Genomic DNA, 16467 nt, shown 5'->3' on the forward strand with positions numbered 1-16467 from the left:
TGTCCTGTATCACCAATATGGGAAGTCTAGCAGATATTGTCGCAGCAAGAGCTATCGAGTTATCAACATCAATAGGAATAATCATATTTCTGTGATACAGAATACGGATATCATTCGAATTGTTGTGAGACATAACACGTTAACTCGCAACCCCTTAGCTGTTCGGCGGGGGAACTGCTCTTTAACAACTTGGTGCGTAGGCAAGTCCTACCGGCCCCTCGTCAGGGTCGAGACGTGGCAACGATAGTCCGCACGGCTGATGTAGAGCCGAGGTGGCAAGGTCGATTGCAGCCACGAAAGAGACGAAGGCTTTCGGTTCGTAGAGCAGGTCCCAGTGGGCCTGTTCCATCAACCGAATGACGGAGAATCCATCCATGCAAATTCAAGCAGTAGCCGCACACACCCGCCTTGCGCTTGCAACGGTGGCGTTTTCGAACACCGGCAAGGACCAGGACCACGCATCGCTGAATGAGGAAAACGCGGCGCTTTGGCTCAAGAATGGTCAAGACCATCTGCGTAGTAATGCCGACGCAGCTGGTGATCCCGTTGCCGTAGACACGGTGCATTTGGCTTCATTGCGACACCGCATCCTCGCATTGGCCCGATTGCTCGATGAGGCAGAGGAGGAATACAACCGCTTGGACGCCACCCTTTACTCAATGTGACGAGACGGAGCGCGACGATCCGTAGCACTTGTTTTCCACGATGCAAAACACCCCACAGCTAAGGAGAGCCGTCTCGCCTACACAGCGAATCCCACGATACAAAATACCCCTGAGCTAAGGATAGTCCTTCTGTATTTCGCAATATAAAACAGGGCGTAGCTTAGAGGATGGCGAGAGGCCCAGTCCTCCACATTTCACGATATAAAATAGGACGCAGCTAAGGAGAGGACGAACCGAATCCGATGGGTAGGCATGCCCGATGATGCCCCAGGTACGTGCAAGGCGAACAGTAACTGCACGGCCGTATGGCGGTGTTCTTTGTTAACTTTCTTCATTAATTAGGAATGCATATGACAAGTCCTCCTAGGCCGTACACTAGAAAGACCGCATACGACCCCGACGTATCGCGTGTGGTTGGCGTTCGAATCTCGCCTGAACTCCTAAAGCGTCTGCGTTTCATCGCGGCGGAACGGGACCTCACTGTTTGTAGTCTGTTGCGGAATGAAGCCGAACGCCTTGTGAGCGAAAGCGGGACGCAACATTGACTGCTGGTCTCCAAATTTGGGATGAGAACGGCCGCATCGCTCTGGATGCGACTACGCGAGCAGGGCGGGTTAGCGGTGTCGTCCGAATCCATCCGCAAGGAACCAAGGATGTTCAATGGGTTGCCGGACAACCCGGTTCAGTGGCGGCCGACCTCTCGGGAGGGACACCTTTCTGGGCATTCACGCCGGATTGGTTGTTCCAGCACGTGAGCGGTAATGCTCCGGTTCCTGTGGTCCAGATCGCGGCAAACGGAATTAGTTGGTTTTACTCCGGGTCGCCCGCCGATTACCGTAAGCCCGTGCCGGGAACGCTGGTGTATGGCGTTTATTAACCACAAGGAGGTCACATAGCAGGTTCAAACAATAACGTCACCGTTCGGTATTCGGTCGATGCCTCTGGCGCACAGGCGGGTATCGGCCAACTCCGTGCGGCAAACGCGCAGCTAAACGCGTCACTGGAAGAAGTACGGCGCAAACAAGAAGCGGTACAACGCGCAATGCAGGAAGCGGCCAGCAACGGCTACACCCTCTCCGCCCGCGAAGCAAAGAAACTCGTAGACCAGTACGACCGCCTCCAAGCGACGGCCGGTAAGACGCGTTTGGAAATGCTCAACCAGCAAGCCGCCGCGCGAGGCGTTACGCAAGCGTTCTCCGCCCAAGCGACGGCGATCCAACAAGCCGCGCACGCGGCGCACTCGTTCAGTATCAACAACTCCGCCGCCCGCCGCGAAATGCTCGTTCTTGCGCACGAAGCGTCTCAGGGCCAGTGGAAGAGGTTCGCCGGTTCCATGCTGGTAATGGCTGAGGCGTCCGACGCACTGAGCCTGATTATGTCCCCGCTCGGGGTAAGTCTTGGGGCGGCAGCAGGTACGGCCGCTGCGTTCGCGGCAGCAATGGCAAAGGGTGCAGCGGAAGCTAAGCAGTTCAACGCGGCTATCCAGCTTACCAATAACTTCGCGGGCCTGACGGCGGCTAGTTTAGGTGCGATGCAGTTCCGAGTTGCGGCAGCAGCAAATAGCGGCCTCTCCCAGGCGGGGGACGTGCTGCGAGGTCTTGCATCGACTGGGCGCTATACGTCGAAAGAGATGGAAGGATTGGCGGAAGTGATTCTCCGCACGTCAAAAATCTCCGGCGCAGCACTTGACGACGTGTCCAAGGAATATGCGAATCTGGCTGACGACCCTATGAAATGGGCTACCGAGCATAACCGGAGCATGCACTTCATGGACGCGGCGACGTACGAGCATATCAAGGCGTTGCAGGATGCTGGCGATAAACACCAAGCCGTCCAGGCCGTCATCGAGGCTGCGTTATCGCAGGTTCAAGACTCCAGCGCGCAGCATCTCAAGGAGTCGGCCGGTTATTGGCGCGCACTGTCGAGAGAAGTTGATACGTTCTGGGTGAAGGTCAAGCAAGGTCTCAGTTCGGGGCCGTCGCTCCAGGATCGTATTGATTCGTTGCAGATTGACCGGGCCGCTATGGTGAAGGCAGGAGGAGGTTTCACCAGCCATTCCATTGCGGACGTAGATCGACAGATCGCGAACCTGAAAGCGTTTCAGCAGAACGAGGCTAGGTACGCTCAGGTTCAAGCAGAGGGGACCGCCCGTGAACAGGCAGCCGTAGCAGCCTTGCAGCGGATGGACACACTGCGCGATCAGGTCATGACGAATGCGCAGAAGCGGCAGAAGGAACTTGCGCAACTTGCGAGGGATCAAGCCGCACTTGTTGCCGATGGTAAGGGGTTGTCTGCCGCCGAGTATCAGAAGATGGTAGGCAACATCAACGAGAAATACAAAGACCCGAAACGATCAGACAGTGGGGCTAGGTCGGCATGGCAAGGGCATCTCGCCAAGTACGAGACGGCCAACGCCGCCATTGCGGAAATGGCGCGACAAGACGAGCGGAATCTCAAGGCACAGTATGACATTGGTGTGTTAAATGCAGAGGATTACTATCGGAAGCTTGAAGAACTACAGACCCGCTCCATCGACCAGCAAATCGCGAATGCACAGAAGCGGGTTGACGTAGCTAAGGCGCATCGTGAAAGCGCGACATACCAAACCGCAATCAAGGAACTTCAAGCACTACAGGCGCGCCGCGTTGGCATTGAGCAGGACTTGGCCAACACGTTGGAAAAGCTATCTGCACAACGTGCGTCGAACATTGCAAAATTCTCCGCACAAGAAACCGCAGCGTATGGGGCGCAACTCAATAAGTATGCAGATGCGCGGCACACGCGATTTATGCTTGCTGACGAGAAGGCGAAGTATGACGGCCTTGCGGCTTTGCGGGATCAATACGAACGCAAGATGGCGTCTCTCGCAGAAGCCTATAGTGGTCTGACAGCCGACCGGAAGGAATACGACGAGAAGGCGCGGATTGCGGGGGAGTTCTACCGGCGAGACGTTGAGGCATTTCAGGCTCAGCAAGAGGAGATGCAGGCCGTTCGAGAATCGTTTGGGGCGCAGTTCAAAAAGAGCTACGCCGACCTCGTAGGTTCCTCGCAGACAACCGCAGAAGCGGTCGCAAGCGGATTCCGTGGCGCATTCGATTCGGTCAGCAGCGCTCTGGATACGTTCATCACAACGGGCAAGGCTAGTTTTAGTTCCTTCGCTACGTCCGTTCTTGCCGACCTAGCAAAGATCGCGTTACGGCAAGCTGAGATTGGGGTATTCAAGGCGATGGCTAGCTCGTTTGGCTATTTCAGCGATGGCGGCCCCGTTGGTCACTTTGCGTCTGGAGGCGCTATCAGTGGCCCCGGCACGGGGACTAGCGACAGTATCCCAGCGATGTTGTCGAACGGCGAATTTGTAGTCAACGCGGCGTCTACAAAGAAGTACCGTAGCCTGCTGGAGTCGATCAACTCCGGCCACATGGCGCACTTCGCGACAGGCGGCATTGCGAGTTCTCTTGCACCATCTCCGGCCCCTATGTCGGGGAGTGGCGATAAGCCTCACTTTACCGTCAACCTGAACGGTGGGCGCGGTGGGCTTACGGAGGCCGATGTAGCCGACATGGTCCCTCAGTTTCAAACGATTGTGGACATCCAACTACGGAAGCGTATGGCTGAACAGGGCGGCTATGCGTACCTAATCCGTAACGGGCTGATCTAATAACGTTACATAGCGGATCCGTCGAAGCCGGCGCGGGTTTGCTATTTAAATTTCCGGCACTAACCACCATAAACTAAGGACTACGACATGACAAAAACGAATAACACTTTCATTCGCTCGGTTATCGCTGACGTTGTTGTCGGCCCAGCAGGGGCCGCTACCTATACTGAGGCGCGGTGGGGTGTGAACGCAGGGGCAACACAAGTTGTCAAGGCGCTCACTAACCCGATGCTTGCTGGTCCGGATGCGACAGGCGCGCTTACGGCTGGGACGTTGAGTCGACAGCAGTTTGTGCAGGCCGTCTTTAGCCGCTCGATTCTCGGGCAACTTAAAGGGCTGGTACGAGTTCCGGCAATCTGTCGGGTGAATGCGGAGACATCCCCAATCGCCGCCAAGTTTGTGGGCGAGTACAGGCCGCTCCCCGCGTATCAGGGGGCATTTAGCACCAAACTCGTGGACAAGCGAAAAGTAGGTCTCACTGCAGTTATGCCCCGCGAACTCTTCCTGATGACGGACGACGCGGCGGAGGGGGTAATTTCGGCTCAACTGCAACGGGCCTTGAGTCGAGGTCTCGACAACTACTTCGTTGGGAGTCAGGGACGGGACGATTCAAACCCGGCTGGTTTGGCGTCGATGTCGAAACAAGTATCAAATTTCGCTGATGGTATCCAAGCGTTTACGGGCGACCTTACTACCGCCAGCGTTCTTGTCAATCCGCGCACCGCGATTGCCCTCCGTAGTTCTACCGAGACGCGAATTACAGCAAACGGTGGGGAATACGGCGGACTTCCCGCGATTGCTTCGTATGGCGTGCCTCTCGACAAGCTGTTTATCGTGGATGCTAGCCGCGTGCTGGCGTACTTCGGGGACGTTGCAATCGAGTCCGCTGGTGCCGCACGCCTTAACGTCGATGACGGGGCGGGCGCGACATCGCAGGTGTATGTAGACCTGTTCTCAACGGATCAAGTTGCGATCAAGGCCCAGCAGCACGCCGACTGGGATTTTGTTGACGGGGCGGCCGTCGAGGTTACCTGTACGTTCTGATTGTGAGTGTGAACGTGAACGATAAGAGACTGGAGGAACTTCGTGGCGAGGCGGAATGTATTCGCCAAGAGTTCTACGCCGTAGTCGCCAAAGGCGGGGACGGGCGTGCGCTCGCAAAGCGGTACGAAGCCGTGCAGCGAGAAATCACCCGGCGGGTAGCAGGGTAAGACAGAGCGATCGAATCAGGGGCGAGAGATTTTCCCCATTAATATAAGGAGAACGATGGAATATGAAATCCTGGTTGGTCACATGGAGACCAACCAACTTAAGGCACTGATCGGGGCGACGCAGACGGACAACCAGCGTCTCGCTATTGAGATGGCCCGTAACGACCTCATCGCAGCGGCGGCTAAGGTACGACTTATCCGTATTGAACTGGACGCGGCCGAACAGGAATGAGCCGCCGCGACAGTACGTTCATGATTAGCTCGGCGGCACTCGCGCGGTTGCATGCGGACGCTCGTAGCGTAGGTATGGGGGCATCTCGGTACTTCCGAGAAAAGGCCGAAAGGATGCGCGACTTGTTCGAATCCGCGCCGTTATACCGGCCGAAACTTGACCTGGGAACACCCCGTAACAGGGAGTATCAAGTGGGGGTATCTAGTCTTACGGAACGCCCCTTGCAGGAACTCGCTAAGCGCTTGGGATTGCCTGCCGATGCTGTGGCGGAGATGGTCATTACGTCGGATGAGGTTTCGGCGTGAGCCGCCGTCAATTGCTGGAGGCCGCCCGCCGCGTTGGTGTGCGGGCCGACATGTTCTATTGCGGCAAGCGTATACCTCTGAATATCGAAGCACTTCGCACGGCTCTGCTGGAGCGGCTGTACGGGCGGAACCTGGGTACGGTAGGAGCCAACACACCGCAAGCTATGGATAACCGGATTCTACGCGGTGCGGCATGCGCCAGGGGCGAACTTGGCCATTCGCTCGCCGTAGCTCAGATGGCCGTCCGTGAAGGACAGGACGCGTTACAGGAGTACAAGCGTCTTGCGAGTCTCAAGCGACGTAGGCCGAAGGACGAGGCAGCCGCGCTTGCATCGAGCCGTCAATGGTTGGCTAAGGCTTGCACTATGCAGGACCAGTACGAGGCGCAGCGTGCGGCAGTCCAACGATAACAATATCTGTCCGACGTGTGGGGAGCGATTCCGCTCCTCGCGAGCCTTCGACATGCATCGAATCGGCGAATACGGGCGTGTCGGGCCGGGTGGTCAGTACCTATCGGCGCAACGACGTTGCCTCGCTGTTGATGAGATGAGGGAGGCCGGAATGCTTCGGAATAAGCGGGGACTCTGGATTACCAAAGCGTTCGGAATTGCCTCTCCGTTTGCACCTGCGGCCGATGCAAGCAGGGAGGGCAAGGGCATGTAGCTACAGGACACCCGGCCGGTTATAGCCTCACGCGTGTGCGCGCGCACAACGCACTTCTACGTAGTCTGGCCTGACGCTGCGGCCTGGGTAGCAGCTACAGCGGTCGTAGTGCTATCAGAGCGAATACGCAAAATTTACTCCTAGGGAGGTGTCAGTACTTATCTTTTACCGATGAAAATAATCCGTCGTCGGCTTACTGCTATTTTTACGAGGATTGCGCCTGAAACTGGATGCGCTATGCTGGTTGTCGCATTCCTGGCGTAATTAAATCGAAATATCGCAAAGGAGTTTGCTATGTCCGGAAACTATGTGTCGGCACCTTTTTGCTTCTGTATATCATCTGGGTCGTTGCAACGTTTGAGCTACCCAAGTAAGGTGACAATTTCAGTTGATTCCAGTTTTCATCCGGTGTATTTTCAGGCGTCTACGACAGACGATCCGCCGCAAGGCGACAATGCGGACGGCAACGGAATTGCTGTTTATAGTAGTGGTGAAGAGAATCTCGGTAGCCCGCTGTCTAAAATTTCGATCGCGCCGGGAAGTATATCGTTCACGCTTTCAAAACCTGATTCACGGCAAAGCGTGTCAGATTTGATTTTTGATCTATTTCTCTGGGCAACAGAAGATATTGACGGCAATAAGTTTGGATTGCATCTAGATGCGGACATAGAAGTTGTTGTCTCTTACGGATGGGATCACGGAGTAGCAGAACAGCAAATGGAGTGGCCGGGCCGGACTACTGAAATTATATGGCAACAGTAAGCACTGGCTGATAGCTGTCAGGGTTAGCCCGCCTGGGCTGACCCACGGTAACACGACAGGACTTAATGCGCAGACGTTCAAGGGCCTAATATTGGGCTACGCGTGTACGCGTGCGCGCACAACGGAGAGAATCCAGCCCGCACCCGGATATCTGGCGCAATGCTCGCATCTCTGCTGAGAGTGCGGACTGAATTGGGTGAGCGGAAGGGGAGGATTCGAACTCTCACAGCGTCCAGCGATTACTCCCTAGACGGCCAAGGGCCACAGGCTACCAATTACCTGCATACCTTCCGATTACTTGAACTTTGGTCGCAATGAACCTGCTTCATGGAGCGAATCCGCGTTATCGGCGGAAATTTTTGCAGTTAGCGATATTTCGACACTGACCGGTCGGCGCTGTGGCTTTTGACCTCCACATTTCTCCTATCCCCCCCGTCCTTGGCTACCGGGAGGCACTGATCTGTACACCGGAAGTGGCCGCTGCAGCTTCACTGCGGGCCTGCTGTGAGTCAGCGAGGGGCGGGAGATACCTAAATCAATCAGCCCGTCTACGGGCCTTTAATCGAAGGAGATGTTTTATTGAGTGACTGTTTGAAGCACTCGGAATGGAAACCCACTGGGATGCAATGGAAGTGCCCGTTCTGTGTGCCACTAAGTAACCGGCCTCTGACGACCAAGCAGAAGGCCCGTATAGCAGCGGCTGGAGATGCCCTCCGGATCGACGACCTCTCCGGAGGGGCATGGGATGTGATCCGAAAGCGAATCCGTAAGCGTGATGGGTACTGCTGTCGAGCCTGCGGAATCGCTGTACGGGGCGGGGTTGTGGATCACATCAAGCCCCTTGCTCAAGGCGGATCGAATGCGGATGAGAATCTGCAACTGCTCTGCAAGGAATGTCATGACGACAAGACCAATGCAGACCAGGGGTACAGGGTGCGGAGGCGAGTTGGTTTGGACGGGATGCCGGAAGGTTGGGCTTGAGTGAGCAGTAGGCGCACCAATTGACTGGCAAGTATGCTGACCACGACCGAGACAGCGACCAAGCTACTCGGTTTGTGCCGTGGTGGCCGGAAGTCACCTCCGTACGTGTTCCTTCTCTATCGCTCAGGGCTGCCGGATGGAAAAGAAGCTCTCGTCCGGTTACGAGGCTATCGGTGAAATCCTATGTCGATCTGGATACCGGCGAGATTATCAAAAAGCGCGATATGTTCATTCGCCGTCACCACGTACCATCGAATCAAAGTCTGAGGTTGATTGAGCAACTTGTGGTGTTGAATTCGCAACTCGGTAAGAGGGCGCGGGAGCTATGCGTGTTTCTGCTCAAGATGAGGAACTGCCGTGGTTCCTTCGTTCAGCCCCTGGAGGACTTGCTCAGAGCCTTTATCAACCGGAAGGGGCGAGTGGTCCGGATGCCGCGTGCGATGAACCGGCATATCGATCTGGTTGGGGAGATTGCGGCGGCCGGAGTGATTGCCCAAGAGCAGGCACTCGGGAGTCGTTTCCAAAGGCATCGGAGGCTGACTACGCGAGAGGTATTGGATGAGGCAGCCGTGTTCTACGCATGGCCGGGCATATTCCACGGTCGGAATGGTTGGGAGGCTGCGGAGGAATTCGTAGCAGGTTGTATCTACTATAAGCAATCGGCTGGAGACCCTTGTCAGGCCTGGAATGTGGTCTAGAAAACTTGGCATTCTAGGCCCGGTATTCGACGCCTGTCGCAAGTGCTGTCACCGCGAACAACGATACTATGGGGGGGGCTTGAAGACAGATCGTCCAGTGTAGGCGTTCAGATGAGGAAGCTTCGGAGTGGGCGGGTTAACCCGCCCATCACAGAGCCGCCAGTTCAATGGGGGCGGGCCAGAATCGTTGCTAGTAGGTCCGCTATCGGTTGAAGATATTGCGGTGAGTTCTCGATCAGCCAATCTGTAATCTCGACCGAATGCGTTGTCTTTCTGTACTCTTCGGGGTTCTCTGGAACATCGTTAAATATCCCTTTCAGAATTTTCGGAGCATGCACGATGTCTAACCATGCATCACATTCATGGAGATTTGTCGCTGTCCCTCGGTCAAATGCAGCCGTTAGAAATTTTTGATCATGTCCGTTCTTGTTAATCCAATCAATAATGGATTCTGGCGAGACCGCTTGTCCCGAGGAGTTTGAGAGAACGTGCGCAATCGCATCCGGGGATAGAATGTAGTTTTCGAAACAAACACGCGAGAGGAAGTGAACAGTTCCTTTGGAGTCTCGTTCCAGATCCCTCATTTCTGCTTGCGTTCTGCTCTCCCGATCAAAAATAAAACCTACTGCCGGTGGGAGTAGTGCTCCTGAGTTGCTGATATTCGTATATGTATCAAATACCATCTTAGGACGAATTTTTTTGGGGCTTTCAAAATCGCCGGTCGCACTGACCTTTAACATCATAGTCCCAATGGCATCCAGCTTTGCAATCGCCGTTGCAATACGTGGGAATGTCAGTTCTTCGGTTTCTCCCTCAACCCAGAGAATGCAGTCTGCGCCGTATACGTCGGATAAACGCGTCCCGATGCTTGCAAGCCCTGTTTTGACATGGTCGAGGTTTGTTAAATCAAGCGACTCGATGGTAGAGCGCCCATCTCTATTCACCACGACAGAAACAGACGACGCGTTTGCAGATCGGATTACCTCCGGAGAATGCGTTGTTATAATGTATTGATGCTTAATTGGGAGATTATTGAGGATTGTGAGTAATGTCCGGACGGCCTTCGGATGAAGGAAGCTGTTAGGTTCATCGATGGCGATGACAATCGGTGTGGCTGAATTCATCGCGACATAGAGAATCGCCAGAACCTGCCCAATCCCAGTGCCGGATTGGGCAAGTGAAACAGAAAGATCGGGGCGGCGGTGGTGTATGGGTACTAGTGATGTTCTAATTTCTAATTCCGTATTACTCACAGGTACTACTTTCACTCGATGTACGGATGGAAATATTTGATGGACGTGTTCTACATACTCTTCGAATAAATCTGGGTTGTGGGATTGCAATAAATTGAGGCATTCCGGTAAATTAGTTGCGTCTCCTCTAAGGATTTTCGAGGTGCCAAAGATGCCTCGGGAATTGTTCATTCTTTCGGCGCGGAATTTATAGAGGCGACTCGTAAGGTTATTTATCTGGACGTCAAATGCATTTTGTACGCCTATGTAATTGCTGATGGAGCCATTTAAGATACCTTTGGTTTTTGAGCAGGCATAGCCAAGAACATTTGCTCCCGATGTGGCGGAGCACTTTATATCACCAAAGACAGAGTAAAACGTAACATTTTGCTTGGCGGATTCTCGTGATGTTTTTATTCCAATCTCAAATTCGTTTATATTTTTTAGGTAGGTTGGAAAATCTTGCGTGATTAGATTGGGTTGCTGCGGCGTCGGGATTATAACGGAGTCGCCTAGATATCTCCATATCTCTGAAATTTCCATTGAAAATCGCATGTCGATCTCGCATGGGGAGTCTATCAAGTCGTCTTGATGCTGTTTTGTTTCGGGTGACAGATGGGGCTCGTAATCAATGCTGGTTAGGGAAAATGCCTCTAATAGCGAACTTTTTCCAGAATTGTTTTCTCCCAGTATGAGATTCATTCCTGGGGATAGCGAGATTTCGGTGCGCTCGCAAAAGCTTCTGTAATTCTCAAGTGTAATATTTTTTACGTACATAGTCTCTGTTCGTGGTCTTTCTGCGCGCTTAAATCGTTAATGTGCGACCTTTAATGCGGTCCATGTTTTAAGTGGTTTATCGTTAAGGTTAGTAACCGCCGTACGCCTTTGTGAACGAGTAGTAACCAACAACGGGAGCGACTGCCTGATGAAGGCGGACCGCCAGCGGCTCAACGATCGACCAGAGCGGAAATTGCTTCATGCCGGTTCGAATATATCGAAGCCCGTGCCGGTCGTTCAGCCCGGCTAGCAGTTCCATAGCGTTTCTATCAGCTTGCTTCTCATCAAAAATACGGAGTAGATCCAGTTGCTTAGCGGCACGGTAGCACGCGTGTAGATCATGTCCGTATTTCTTGGAGCCTAGTTCACGAACGGTTGTCCCATGCTGACGAAGGTACGCCTTAAGTGTTAGTTCGATGCCGTGATGAGCCAGAAAGTAAGCCGGTATGGGGGAAATTTGTTCGCCCGGGTGCTTTTCCGCATGGGTTCGATCAAGCACCATCGCGGCGGCAATGTATTCGTACGCGTAGCGAGCTAAACCGGTGGCGGTAGTGCGGTCCTCGGAGTCGTCCGCATTGTGTACTTGCTGGCTCATTGCGATTCCCCATTTCGATATGTGAGCAAAGCATCTTATTGTTGAATTTACTGCATTTTCTGACCGTGTTGTCGTGATGGCGGTAAATTTGTCTGACGACCCGCGAGGCGCAGCAATGGCACGCGTACGGGAAGGAAGGGACACGGCGTCTAGATGAGACGCGGAGGGATAGGCATTTGCAGCCGAAGTCTACCGAGCAAGCGCTCTCGTACGCATCGGCTCCCGCAGGAACAGACCCGTTACCGAAGTTCGTTTCTCCTGACACAGGCACATTGCGCGGCTGGTGGAAGCACCCTGAGCGGGTTGACGGCGCGGACGTGCGCCGTATGGTCCTGGAGGTCATCGCGCTTCGGAGACTCCTAAACGCTAGCGTCAAGGTAGCCCCCGAATCACGCGAGGTTTAATTACTTCTTGTCGGGCGTGAAATACCCTGTGCGCGAGCTTGAAGCGGATTACCGCGAGTTCACCTGATTGCGAGCACCTATCGCCTGTGGATATAGCGGGTGGGTGGGCGAACAGCGGGGAAGAGGGTATTTTCTGTTGCAATAAACGCAGGGTTTTTTAGACTGAGAAAGTTTTTTCTCCGACCAACGCCTTGTCGTGTCTGCGCGTGAGCGATGTCAAGACCTCCATCGCAAATTATCCGTTAGGGCGTTTTTGTCAAGCTGTATTACATTATGTCTTAGCAGTGCCGGTCGGCCCTGCAAAACAAAGGGCGAGCCACTAGGTTCTCAGGCCACGGGTAGCTCGCCCTACACGAAAAAGGCAAATCGTATGCTTCTTGATCAATCGACGCTCTACGTAGTCCTTGCTGTGACCTACGCATTGATGGCACTGATTCACAGCCATCCGTAAGGTGCCTTTGTATCCTATGTATGTCTGTGTAGGATACATCGCAGTCTAGCACTTTCGGATTACCGGTCAACAGATATTGTCGACCGAACGAGGCGCTAGGCTCTTGGCAAATCGCGCCTGTGCGTGATGAGTCCCGGCCGCCGACCTAGAAATAGGTGGCGGCTTTGTCACGCCTGTATTCAATAATGTTGCGGCGGTCCAATACTTCCGGAGGGGGCAGTGGAGTTTTCTATAGCAATCCATAAGGACGATGGGACCGTGTTCGGCGTGACTGTGCCGGACATTCCTGGGGTTCACTCATGGGGTGAGTCACTGGGCGAGGCCATCGAGAACACAAAGGTTGCGATCGCAAGTCACGTTGAGACTTTGCGCGCGCTTGGAGAGGCGGAGCACTTCACCTGTTCGACCTTGGAAGAACTCTCAGCGAACCCCGACTATGCCGGAGCGGTTTGGGCGAAGGTCGAGGTTGAGCTTCCTCGGCGGGCCTAACCCTCAATCGGCAAGGTACCGGTTATGAAGATGTTTGCAATTGTTGGTTGGCTTACGTTGTTTCCGGCGTTCACAGGCATCTACGCCGCGCGTCTCTGGTATCTGTCGAGCAAGCTATACGTAAGGCCGATATGGGAAAAGTGTGGTGGGATTGAGCCGCCTGGCGCTGGTTCGGCCTCCAATTCGGGTTGGATTGCTGGAATTCTCGAAGCAAATAGCGAGAGTGCCGAGCTAAATCGACGTGCGGCCCTTTGGACGGCTGTATCGGTTGGCCTTAGCGCGGCTGTGACGGTGATCGGGACCGGGCTACCGCTTATCATCGGCCAGTGACGCGCACGTAGTTCCAGCGGATCAGTCGGTCACGGCCAGCATTCGATCTATTTCCTCCATCGGGATCATGCCGAGCTTATTCAACTTGACGCGGTAGAACGCCATGCGCTTCTTTAGCGTTGGGCGGCTGATGCCGAGCATCTTCGCAGCTTGTGTGTAGGTTACGTGCGGCGGTCGCGGATGGCGCGTTGCGTAAATCTCTACGGCCTTCGATGCTATTCGGAATGCATCAATCTCGGAGAGTCCCGGTCCTTGTCGGACTATTTCTCGGATCACTTGAGGTTGGTGCCGCGATTCCGGCAAATGATGCGTTCGCACCCTAGGCATGGTTGCCCCCGGTCGATTGAGGAGTTGATAGTTTGCGGTGACGGCGTGCAGTTGTGAAGGAGTCCGGTAATTGAGCAGTGCCGGTTCGAGTCCTGTAAACGGCACCGTTCAGGCTGGGTAGCAAAGCGTGTCCGGACGAGGTGCGTAGGTGTGTGTAAATTTCTGGGCTACGCGCAGCGGGAAAAATGTTCTCCGGGTGTTGTCGTTGGGCGACAGTGTCTGGAGGCCAGGGCCGAGTTCCGACATGTCACGTTGGTGCGATGCCCAACCGATTTCAATCCAGACTCAGCATGAGCGATGACATTCCGAAGCGGATTAGGCGGGCCGTTAAAGACGGACGACTCCCTAACATGCGCGATCCTCGCCACCTTGGATACGTTCCTCCTGCGGTCGGGTTCGCTCACGCGCGCTTCGTTGGCTACTTCGAGCTTGGTATCCATGAGGAAGAATACGAGGGCAAGAAGCGCGACCGCGAGAAGGTCGATCTTGTCTTTGAACTGAGCGGCCCGAATCATGAACCGACCAAGGCCGCAGATGGGACGCTGATCCCGATTCGCATCACGGCTCAAGAGACGTTAGACCTATCGTATGGAGCCAGTTTCTACGAGTTATTTGGCGCGATGGACGCTGCGTGCGGCGGTGGAGCTACTCACATAGCAGAGATGTTGGGTAAGCCATTCATCGTGGAGGTATTCCGCCGGAGGAGCAGAGACGGTAAGCGAATCTATGCCAGCCTGCGCGGGCCGAATGGCTACAACGTGAAGGGGACCGCGCAGCGAGATCGGCGGACGGGTAAGCCTGTCGTTGTGGAGGTTGCAGCGGCAGTTACTGCTGTGAAGGCGTTCATTTGGGAGGTTGCGGATAAGGAGATGTGGGACTCGATCTACTTACCCGGCGAGTATCCTGAACGGCGGGACGCGAACGGCGCGCTGATTGCTCCCATACGTTTGAAGAACGTGATTCAGGAAAAGATCGCATCGGCCAATAACTGGGCCAGCCACCCGTTATCTAAGTTGGGCTTGGGTCCTGGCCCGCAGGAGCCGCTACCGGTACGCATGCAGCGGCCCCGAAAGCGTTCCTAGCCCAGCTTCTTCGCCAAATCTTCGGCACGTAAGTGCGTGTAGCGCTGGAGCATGCTCAGGGTCTTATGTCCAGTGATGCTGGCAACTTCCATTGGGTTGAGACCTTTCTCGAATAGGCGACTTGTGGCTTCGTGGCGGAGGTCGTGCAGACGGATACCGACAAGCCAGTTCGGAGTAGCGGGGCAGTCAAGGATGCCGCACGTGGACTCATATAGCTTACGCGCCCTCTGTACGGCACGACAGAAGGCCCGCGTAAGGGCGTCCGCAGTAACGGCGAACGGTACGGCATGCCCGGTATTCTTGCGCGCCAGTAGCACGGTGGCGGCGACGCTGGAGAGCGGGACGGTGCGTGGCGTATCTGTTTTCGTCACCAGTAGGTGTGCGGTACGTAGGTTGAGGTCGATGTTCTCCCAGCGTAACGACGCCAGTTCGCCCCGGCGCATCCCCGTCGCTATGGCGAGCCGGATGAAGTCGCGCAGATCAGGCGATTCCGTGGCATCGATGATTGCCTGTATCTCATTCGGGTGCAGTCTGCGGTCACGGCCTTGTGGCTTCCGAGGCTTGACGACTTTGGGCACGCCGCGGGGCAGGACGATGCCCCATTCACGTGTTGCCAATGTCAGAACGCGATTCACGAGATTCAATTCATGGACGACGGTTTGCGGCGACACCTCCTTGAGCCGGGTGTCGCGGTAGCCGACGAGATGGGTCGAGGTGAGGGCGGTCAGCTTGTACGCGCCGAGTTGCTTCATGACCTTCTGAGCACGGCCCTTGTCGCTTCCGCCGCTGCGTTTGGTCGGGGATATGTCGCGGATGTACCGGTCAAGTAGGTCTGCGAGGGTCGTTCGCTCGGCGTCGTCACGGCTCGCAAATAGTCCCCGATCCATCTCCGATTCGATCATGCGGCCCCATGCGAGGGCTTCGATCTTCGTCGCGAACTTCTTTGAAGTGGCGGGGTATCCCTTTTTGCGAACTTGGCATATCCACCCATTTTCGCGTTTGCTTACGGTCGCCATACGGCCTCCAAGGAGGTCGCCGGTGTGACTGGAGTGTGACTAGATCGCTCTCAGTTGGATAGAAGGCAAGCCCGACAAGGGTTTGCCGCCCACGAGCAACGGCCTTCTAAGCCGTAGGTCACACGTTCGAATCGTGTAGGGCGGGCCAATTAAATCAATAGGTTAGGTTGTTTTTTGCGGCCTGTCTTCAGCCTTCGATAATTCTGTGTAGGTGTCATGTAGGCGTTCTCAGTCAAAGCAGATCCAAATTAATCTGGGTTGGGTGGGCGCGGCGACTGCAAGTGACCGCAGTCAGGGCGCGCATGGAGTTGCCAACGTACATGCAATTTGCTTGCCGTATGAAGCGAGTCTGGATGCTGCCACGGGTTCGCCATCGATTCGACCAGGCTGACGCGCAGCCCGGTTGGTTGCAAGCTCGCACCGTCGTATGTGTTAGCCGCACGTGTTGATAGCGTGTGATGGTTGCTCCGCAGTGCCACAGGCTGCGGCAGGCGGCTGGTTATACACCCTAAGGGGCTGTTAACTTTCGCGACGAGCTGTTAACCTCAGGCATCGGAACAACCGAGACTGAGGAGATGGGCAAGCCGAT

14 protein-coding genes are annotated in these 16467 nt (G+C 54.9%); 10 read left to right on the forward strand and 4 right to left on the reverse strand.

What is annotated here, in order from left to right:
• Nucleotides 1-374 precede the first annotated feature (374 nt).
• The 8 genes from WS75_RS22305 to WS75_RS22330 all read left to right on the forward strand — a co-directional run bounded on the left by WS75_RS22305 (nt 375) and on the right by WS75_RS22330 (nt 9175).
• Nucleotides 375-665 (forward strand): hypothetical protein, encoded by a 291-nt coding sequence (locus WS75_RS22305; RefSeq protein ID WP_059683242.1) that lies wholly within the window; start codon nt 375-377, stop codon nt 663-665.
• A 541-nt stretch (nt 666-1206) separates the two neighbouring features.
• The gene (locus WS75_RS34695; protein WP_082729697.1) at nt 1207-1542 is read left to right on the forward strand and encodes a hypothetical protein; all 336 of its coding nucleotides are present in this window, start codon (nt 1207-1209) and stop codon (nt 1540-1542) included.
• Between the two features lie 165 nt (nt 1543-1707).
• Nucleotides 1708-4323, forward strand: coding sequence for a phage tail length tape measure family protein (locus WS75_RS22310; RefSeq protein WP_257129431.1), 2616 nt, complete (start codon nt 1708-1710; stop codon nt 4321-4323).
• Nucleotides 4324-4410: 87 nt separating this feature from the next.
• Nucleotides 4411-5367, forward strand: coding sequence for a phage major capsid protein (locus tag WS75_RS22315; protein WP_156429846.1), 957 nt, complete (start codon nt 4411-4413; stop codon nt 5365-5367).
• Nucleotides 5368-5589: 222 nt separating this feature from the next.
• On the forward strand, nt 5590-5766 hold the full coding sequence (locus WS75_RS33765) for a hypothetical protein (protein ID WP_156429847.1): 177 nt from the start codon (nt 5590-5592) through the stop codon (nt 5764-5766).
• Between the two features lie 1262 nt (nt 5767-7028).
• Complete coding sequence (locus WS75_RS33770) at nt 7029-7496, forward strand: hypothetical protein (RefSeq protein ID WP_156429848.1); 468 nt, start codon at nt 7029-7031, stop codon at nt 7494-7496.
• A 621-nt stretch (nt 7497-8117) separates the two neighbouring features.
• The gene (locus tag WS75_RS32665; protein ID WP_257129432.1) at nt 8118-8477 is read left to right on the forward strand and encodes an HNH endonuclease; all 360 of its coding nucleotides are present in this window, start codon (nt 8118-8120) and stop codon (nt 8475-8477) included.
• A gap of 173 nt (nt 8478-8650) precedes the next feature.
• Nucleotides 8651-9175, forward strand: a complete 525-nt coding sequence (locus WS75_RS22330; protein ID WP_156429849.1) for a hypothetical protein — start codon at nt 8651-8653, stop codon at nt 9173-9175.
• Nucleotides 9176-9339: 164 nt separating this feature from the next.
• Here the strand turns inward: WS75_RS22330 and WS75_RS32670 are convergent, their stop codons facing one another.
• The gene (locus tag WS75_RS32670) at nt 9340-11184 is read right to left on the reverse strand and encodes an ATP-dependent nuclease (RefSeq protein ID WP_082729699.1); all 1845 of its coding nucleotides are present in this window, start codon (nt 11182-11184) and stop codon (nt 9340-9342) included.
• 88 nt (nt 11185-11272) lie between these two features.
• Nucleotides 11273-11779, reverse strand: a complete 507-nt coding sequence (locus WS75_RS22335; protein ID WP_059683226.1) for a hypothetical protein — start codon at nt 11777-11779, stop codon at nt 11273-11275.
• A gap of 1074 nt (nt 11780-12853) precedes the next feature.
• Between WS75_RS22335 and WS75_RS32675 the strand changes: the two genes are divergently transcribed.
• Nucleotides 12854-13123 (forward strand): type II toxin-antitoxin system HicB family antitoxin, encoded by a 270-nt coding sequence (locus WS75_RS32675; protein WP_082729700.1) that lies wholly within the window; start codon nt 12854-12856, stop codon nt 13121-13123.
• Nucleotides 13124-13474: 351 nt separating this feature from the next.
• Here WS75_RS32675 and WS75_RS35130 read toward each other — a convergent pair whose 3' ends face one another.
• Nucleotides 13475-13780: a helix-turn-helix domain-containing protein gene (locus tag WS75_RS35130; protein WP_156429850.1), complete on the reverse strand. Its 306-nt coding sequence runs from the start codon at nt 13778-13780 to the stop codon at nt 13475-13477.
• A gap of 290 nt (nt 13781-14070) precedes the next feature.
• Here WS75_RS35130 and WS75_RS22350 point away from each other — a divergent pair, with 290 nt between their 5' ends.
• Nucleotides 14071-14862 carry a hypothetical protein gene (locus tag WS75_RS22350; RefSeq protein ID WP_059683227.1) on the forward strand — a complete coding sequence of 264 codons (792 nt, stop codon included), beginning with the start codon at nt 14071-14073 and terminating at the stop codon, nt 14860-14862.
• On the opposite strand, the gene WS75_RS22355 is transcribed toward WS75_RS22350, so the two are convergent.
• Nucleotides 14859-15878, reverse strand: a complete 1020-nt coding sequence (locus tag WS75_RS22355) for a site-specific integrase (RefSeq protein ID WP_059683229.1) — start codon at nt 15876-15878, stop codon at nt 14859-14861. The two genes, WS75_RS22350 and WS75_RS22355, sit on opposite strands and share 4 nt — an antisense overlap.
• Between the last annotated feature and the right edge of the window lie 589 nt (nt 15879-16467).

Source organism: Burkholderia sp. FL-7-2-10-S1-D7, assembly GCF_001524185.1.
Lineage (GTDB): Bacteria > Pseudomonadota > Gammaproteobacteria > Burkholderiales > Burkholderiaceae > Burkholderia > Burkholderia diffusa.

Excerpts from the sequence above, each read along its gene's own strand:
- WS75_RS22305 (WP_059683242.1), top strand. The coding sequence starts at position 375 with ATGCAAATTCAAGCAGTAGCCGCACACACCCGCCTTGCGCTTGCAACG.
- WS75_RS22310 (WP_257129431.1), top strand. The coding sequence starts at position 1,708 with ATGCAGGAAGCGGCCAGCAACGGCTACACCCTCTCCGCCCGCGAAGCA.
- WS75_RS22315 (WP_156429846.1), top strand. The coding sequence starts at position 4,411 with ATGACAAAAACGAATAACACTTTCATTCGCTCGGTTATCGCTGACGTT.
- WS75_RS33765 (WP_156429847.1), top strand. The coding sequence starts at position 5,590 with ATGGAATATGAAATCCTGGTTGGTCACATGGAGACCAACCAACTTAAG.
- WS75_RS33770 (WP_156429848.1), top strand. The coding sequence starts at position 7,029 with ATGTCCGGAAACTATGTGTCGGCACCTTTTTGCTTCTGTATATCATCT.
- WS75_RS32665 (WP_257129432.1), top strand. The coding sequence starts at position 8,118 with ATGCAATGGAAGTGCCCGTTCTGTGTGCCACTAAGTAACCGGCCTCTG.
- WS75_RS32670 (WP_082729699.1), bottom strand. The coding sequence starts at position 11,184 with ATGTACGTAAAAAATATTACACTTGAGAATTACAGAAGCTTTTGCGAG.
- WS75_RS22335 (WP_059683226.1), bottom strand. The coding sequence starts at position 11,779 with ATGAGCCAGCAAGTACACAATGCGGACGACTCCGAGGACCGCACTACC.
- WS75_RS35130 (WP_156429850.1), bottom strand. The coding sequence starts at position 13,780 with ATGCCTAGGGTGCGAACGCATCATTTGCCGGAATCGCGGCACCAACCT.
- WS75_RS22350 (WP_059683227.1), top strand. The coding sequence starts at position 14,071 with ATGAGCGATGACATTCCGAAGCGGATTAGGCGGGCCGTTAAAGACGGA.
- WS75_RS22355 (WP_059683229.1), bottom strand. The coding sequence starts at position 15,878 with ATGGCGACCGTAAGCAAACGCGAAAATGGGTGGATATGCCAAGTTCGC.